We start from the raw sequence: 5,895 nt of genomic DNA, 5'->3' as shown, positions 1-5,895 counted from the left end.
CGGGCCGATTCGGGCGGCTCGGCAATCTCGCCACGCGGTTCCCATCGCGGTTTCCCTTCGTAGCGATAGATTACCCACAATGATGAAATGTATGCTGCAAATAATAGGATTGGCCAAACTCCAACGCCAGCAATGGAGTATAGCTCGCCACTCGTGACTGCCGCTGATGCGAGCGCTATCAATGCGATTAGCATTACGCCGACCATGATCAATGACGATTGCGGCGAAAAGAGAGTGAGCGGGCGACCACGCAATACAAACGCATCAATCAAAGCCAAAACAGCAACCTGCATTACCACGCCTCCGAGCAGATTGTTTCCCGCTAACTCGGCCGCTCCCGAGTAGGATGCCGTCAACGTCGTGGCGAGCTCGGGCAAGCTGGTGGCACCGCCAAGCAGCAAAGCCCCCGCAAACGCTTTTCCCAATCCTGTCCGGTCCGCAAACAGGTCAACGTACTTGCTGAGTTTGGTGCCCGCCAACCACACAAATAACGCTGCGACCGCAAAGATACCAAAATTGATCGTCAGCGATTGGGACTGCAAATCAAGCATCAAAATCAACTCAATTGTAAGGGCAAACAAGTGAATTTCGTCACGGCAACCGCTTGCTGGCTTTCTTGTTTCCTAACGATCAAGACGTTGTGGCCCGAGCCGACCGCTGCCGCACCACGCGCCAAATCCACCAAGCAAACATCCCCGCGATCACTGCCATGCTGACCCAGCTCAACGGGGCAGCGAGATCCTTGTAATGATCGCCGAGCCACCATCCGATGCCGGCAAGCAGCGTGGTCCATAACACGGTGCCAATCGCCGTGAACACCGAAAATCGGCCGATCGGCATCGCTGCAAACCCGGCCGGAACGCTGATCAAGGTGCGAATCCCAGGAATCATCCGACATACCAATACCGCGACACTTCCCCATTTATCAAACCAATCATCGACCTGATCCAAGTCTCGACGGGTGATCGTTAACCAAGCACCGTGGCCGTCGATCCAACGGGCCAATCGCTCCTTGCCAATCCAACGGGCCAATCGCTCCTTGCCAATCCAACGGGCCAGCAGATACCAAGCCAATGCCCCCAGAAACGAACCGATACTGCCGGCGGTGACGACGGCGATAAAGGAGACATTTCCTTGGCTTACCGAATACCCCGCCCACGGCATGACGATCTCCGATGGTATCGGCGGAAAGATATTTTCAGCCAACATCAGGAGCCCTACTCCTGCAGCGCCAAACTGTTCCAAAAATTCAGTGATCCATTTTTCCATACCCAATCTTCACGGCAACCCGCGTGCCAGTGGCACATCATCTGCATCGCGATCGCAAAATGATCACATGGCTAAAAGAATTGGATCCGGTCTGGCAAGCACTCGCTGCCGGTCTGTTTACCTGGGGGCTGACCGCGCTAGGCGCTGCGTTGGTGTTTGGCTTGGTTCGAGTCAATCGAAAACTGCTCGATGCAATGCTTGGGTTTGCGGGCGGAGTGATGTTGGCGGCAAGCTATTGGAGTCTGCTTGCGCCGTCAATCGAAGTGGCGGACGAACAGGGATGGCCGAGCTGGTTGCCAGCCGCGGTCGGTTTTCTGGCTGGGGGTGCCTTCTTGTGGGGGCTCGACCAACTGCTTCCCCATCTGCATCGTGGGCTGCCGATCGAATCCGCCGAAGGTCCGCGTACCGCGTGGCAGCGCAGCGTGCTGCTGATCATCGCCATTACGTTGCATAACATTCCGGAGGGTTTGGCGGTCGGCGTAGCGCTGGGCAGTGCCGCCAGCGGTTTGAAAACGGCCAGCCTGGGCAGTGCCGCTGCATTGGCGATCGGTATCGGCTTGCAAAATATGCCCGAAGGGGTTGCGGTTGCCGTGCCGCTGCGAGGCGAAGGGCTTAGCCGAATAAAGGCTTGGATGATCGGTCAAGCCTCGGCTCTGGTTGAACCGGTGGCCGCCGTCATCGGAGCCGCGGTGGTGGTGTTTGCGGCTCCGGTACTCCCGTTTGCGCTCAGCTTCGCCGCCGGTGCAATGGTGTATGTCGTGGTCGAGGAATTGGTCCCCGAAACACAGCAGCAGGGCAATGACGATCTAGCAACGCTTTGTCTAATGCTTGGGTTCACAGTGATGATGATTTTGGACGTTTCGCTTGGATAGTCGCTGGAAACTGCCAAATCGCTCGAAACACCGCCTCACGGCGTCACCGAGGGCCGGTCTGTTTTTGAAAAACTAAAATTTTCCAAAAAAAATTTGCCTCGCGCGAATTGAAAAAACCTCTTCTGTAAATGTTAACTATCGGACGCTTCTTGTAATCGGTCGGTCGGGCCGTGCGTCTCGATGAGCGGATGGATGCGATATCAATACCAAAAAGAGAGAGCGAAATTTCTGTTCTGCGAAACTCAGTGCGGTGCTGAAAGTCGCGTAGAGTCCCGTGTTATTTGACTGTCGTCGCAGTTGTTCTTAGCATTCGCCTATGACGAGTGTGGATTGGACTCTCCGCATCCTTCATTGTTTTCACTCTTTTCTTGCCTGTTGCCAAATCGTCGTTTTGGTGGTTTTAGGTCACGTTGTTGCGTCCGCGATGGCGACTGCGAATCACGTCCACGTTGGGTTCGAATCATCTCCGGTCGGCAAAACGCGACGCAATCAAGGTCTCTCTTTGTCTTTTTCTTAAAGGTGTTTTTATGAAAACGAATCGCCCTCTATCCCCACGCCTCGGTTTCACCTTAGTGGAGTTGCTGGTTGTCATCGCCATCATCGGGGTGCTCGTCGGTTTGTTGCTACCTGCGGTCCAAGCCGCTCGTGAAGCCGCTCGCCGCATGAGCTGCAGCAACAACTTCAAACAACTTGGTTTGGGGATGCATAACTACCACAGCGCCTACAATGCGTTGCCGATTCAGGGGAGTGGGACCGAAGATGCGACCCTCAGCAATTCGTATTGGTGGTCCAACACCAAGAACGCAAGTCAAAATCAGTTGTCTGCATTGGTGGGGTTGACCCCTTTTATCGAGCAGCAAGCCATCTGGGAAGTGATCAGCAATCCGAACGACTTTAATAAAGACGGCACGGTCGATTTCCCGGCGATGGGGCCAAGCCCGCAAAACTGGTTGGATTACGTGCCTTACAGCACTGAAATGCCAACGCTTCGTTGTCCCAGCGATCCGGGGACTGGATTGCCTGCGGCAGGACGTACGAACTATGCCATGTGTGGTGGCGATTCGGGACGCTGGATCAACTTTGGTAATCGCAGCGACAATCCTTGGAAACCACTCAACGCGACTCAAGCCGAAGAGCAGCGTGCTGCCGACCGTGGTGTCTTTGCTTGTTACAAGCAGATGAAGTTTCGTGACATCCTCGATGGTTTGTCCAACACGATTGCAATGGGAGAAATTGCGACCGACCTAGGTGATAAAGACAAGCGAACGATCTCTTACGATCGTCCAAGCTGGAGCTACCCTGGACCTCGTGACAATCCGTCGGAATGTGGTACAGGTGGTTTGGTCGATCCGCAGCGTCCTCAGTTCTGGGCTTCCTCGACGCCAACCGACAGTGCATCCAGCGGTCGCGGTTATCAGTGGTTCAGCCGATTGCCGCTGTACACCATGGTGACCACGATTTTGCCGCCCAACAAAGAGGTTTGCGGTTATGACCGTGGCGTCGACTTGATCGTCTTGCCGCCGTCGAGTCGTCATCAAGGTGGCGTGCATGTGCTGATGGCTGACGGGGCGGTGAAGTTCATCACCGACTCGATCGAAGCAGGTGATTCGACCGCTCCGATGGTTCACCGCTGGGGTAACGCCGCGAACAAGAACCAACCCGGTGCGCAAAGTCCCTATGGTTTGTGGGGATCGCTGGGCAGTCGTGCCGCGAAAGAAACGATTTCCGCCGAATTCTAAACGGCAACGAATTGGATTCGAATCGGACCTTCCTAGCGGAAGGTTCGATTCGGAGCAGTCCGAACGAACAGGCTTCGTGTGCCGAGTGCGCAAATACCGAATGCGCGAAGCCTTTCTTTTTCATGATCGATTATTCCACTCCGTTATCTCGAAGACACTGTTACTACAAGATTCTGTAACCACGAAAGCTAACCATGAAACGACTTGCATGCCTTGCCCTGTTGTCCTGCACGTTCTGCTTGAATCTTGGGTGTGGCGAACCCAAGGCCGCCAGCGTTCTGGACGGCGCCAACGAAGCGGAAATCGCCAAGGTCCGCGCCGCGATTGAAGAAGAACAACGCAAGATGGAGAAAGGATTTGCGCAAGGGAATTACGACCAAAGTAAGCCTTTGCCCAAAGAATAATACGTCTTGCTTGATTCTCAGACTGTCGGGATTCATCTCGTTGCGATGCGACGTTGCGGTCCGCTAGTGCTGCTGGTTCTGTGTTCGCTATTGGGTGGTTGCACAGACGCACCACTAGCGGATGCAGACAAATTTGCCGTCGACCCCGTTGCGACTACGTCGGCGTACAGCCGTTTTTCGCAAGCGGTATCCGAAGCCAAGTGGGTCGACGCGTCACAGTGGTCCAGCGCCGCATTGATCGAACGACCTGATGATCCCGACGTTTTATTCATGGCAGCCAAGGTCGCCTACCACAATGGCGATCTGCCGTTGTCGACCGAGCTCATGCTGACCGCTTGTGACGTTACGTCCTATGCCGACGATAACCAGGTCCAGCAGACGGTGGTGGCACTGCTTTCGATGGGACGGCTTTATGCCGCAATCGAACTACTGGAAAACACCACCGGACGGCGTCCCGAACATCACGTCTTTCGCCGTCAACTCGTCGATTTCTATGCGATGGCCGAGCGGCCTGAATTAGCGGATCCCCATCGACGTGTCCTGATTCAACAACGCAAATTTGATCTCAAGTTGTTGCTGGATCTCGCAGCGAAAGGACCGCGAACGCTCGAAGAAGATTCGGTGCAGTTGTTGGTCGATCGGAATCCCACGGATTTGCGTCCACTGCTGGCGAAAGCGAAACGCCACTTTGATCAACGTCGTGATGAAGACGCCGCCTCGCTGCTCGGTCGCATTATTGCTCGTCACCCCGACTTTGTGCCCGCTCATTCGCTAGCGATTTCGATCGCCGCGCGATCGGGCGACTTTGGTGCGGTGCTGCGATTGGCAACCCAAATGCCCGAGGACGTTGACTCGGATGTCCGCTACTGGATCGCATTGGGAGACTGGGCCCGTGATCAAAGTCTCGATGAAGTGGCTATGCGGTGCTACTGGGAAGGAACACGCCGAGATGCAGACGACAGCGAGTGTTGGTTGAAATTGCAAACGAGTTTGCAACGAGTCGATGAGCAACGATCCACGCCTGAGTTGATTGCGGCAAGTAGCGATGTCCAAACACGGGCCCGATTACTGAATCGTCTCGACCAACAACGACGCGAGTTTTTATCCGCACAAGCCGATTCACAGCGTTTGGCAATCGGGATCGCCCAAACGCTTCAACAGCTTGGTCGTCTCTGGGAATGTGAAGCGTGGGCCGCAATGGCATTGACACTGACGCGAGACCCGATCGAATCGGCAGCCGAATATCGCAATTCCGTCGTTGCCACGCTTCGCCGCGACATGCCATGGCAAGTGTTGCAAATGCATCCCGAGCTGAAACTCGATTTCAGTCATATGCCTCTGCCGGCGGTCGATCGGGATGCGAGTCCACAAGATCCCGCCCTCCTGGTCACAAGTGCCATCAAGCAGAGCGGGCATGCCGATTCGATTTCGTCGTTAAAACTGGTCAATCAGGCGGCCGAGCGTGGAGTGAAGTTTTTTGGCTACACCCATGACCATCTCGATCGTCCCGGATTCATGTTGCATCATACGCTCGGCTGTGGTGGCGGTACGTTGGACTACGATCTAGATGGCTGGAGCGATGTTTACTTTGCGGCCGCGGGGGGAACGCCG

General features: G+C 55.1%; 5 protein-coding genes and 1 pseudogene. 4 read left to right on the top strand and 2 right to left on the bottom strand.

Annotated features, from left to right (window positions below):
• Nucleotides 1-581 (bottom strand): annotated as a pseudogene (locus ABX962_RS28075) (sodium:calcium antiporter); the annotation flags it as partial.
• Between the two features lie 49 nt (nt 582-630).
• Entirely contained in the window at nt 631-1,269 is a 639-nt protein-coding gene (locus ABX962_RS28070) for a DedA family protein (RefSeq protein ID WP_372724413.1), read from the bottom strand.
• 59 nt (nt 1,270-1,328) lie between these two features.
• Here ABX962_RS28070 and ABX962_RS28065 point away from each other — a divergent pair, with 59 nt between their 5' ends.
• From ABX962_RS28065 to ABX962_RS28050, 4 genes are all read left to right on the top strand, one after another.
• Nucleotides 1,329-2,141 carry a ZIP family metal transporter gene (locus ABX962_RS28065; RefSeq protein WP_372724415.1) on the top strand — a complete coding sequence of 271 codons (813 nt, stop codon included), beginning with the start codon at nt 1,329-1,331 and terminating at the stop codon, nt 2,139-2,141.
• A 527-nt stretch (nt 2,142-2,668) separates the two neighbouring features.
• The gene (locus tag ABX962_RS28060; RefSeq protein ID WP_372724411.1) at nt 2,669-3,880 is read left to right on the top strand and encodes a DUF1559 domain-containing protein; all 1,212 of its coding nucleotides are present in this window, start codon (nt 2,669-2,671) and stop codon (nt 3,878-3,880) included.
• A 194-nt stretch (nt 3,881-4,074) separates the two neighbouring features.
• A complete protein-coding gene (locus tag ABX962_RS28055; protein ID WP_345685007.1) occupies nt 4,075-4,284 on the top strand; it encodes a hypothetical protein in 210 nt (69 codons plus the stop codon).
• Nucleotides 4,285-4,290: 6 nt separating this feature from the next.
• Nucleotides 4,291-5,895: tetratricopeptide repeat protein (locus ABX962_RS28050; RefSeq protein WP_372724409.1), on the top strand; the 1,605-nt coding region annotated here is incomplete at its 3' end.

The organism is Novipirellula sp., assembly GCF_041583735.1.
In the GTDB taxonomy this organism is placed as follows: Bacteria; Planctomycetota; Planctomycetia; order Pirellulales; family Pirellulaceae; genus Novipirellula.
Note: the sequence above shows the minus strand (reverse complement) of the source record. Positions and strands in the feature narration are given on the sequence as shown.

Coding starts and splice junctions, on each gene's coding strand:
- ABX962_RS28070 (WP_372724413.1), bottom strand. CDS start 1,269: ATGGAAAAATGGATCACTGAATTTTTGGAACAGTTTGGCGCTGCAGGA.
- ABX962_RS28065 (WP_372724415.1), top strand. CDS start 1,329: ATGATCACATGGCTAAAAGAATTGGATCCGGTCTGGCAAGCACTCGCT.
- ABX962_RS28060 (WP_372724411.1), top strand. CDS start 2,669: ATGAAAACGAATCGCCCTCTATCCCCACGCCTCGGTTTCACCTTAGTG.
- ABX962_RS28055 (WP_345685007.1), top strand. CDS start 4,075: ATGAAACGACTTGCATGCCTTGCCCTGTTGTCCTGCACGTTCTGCTTG.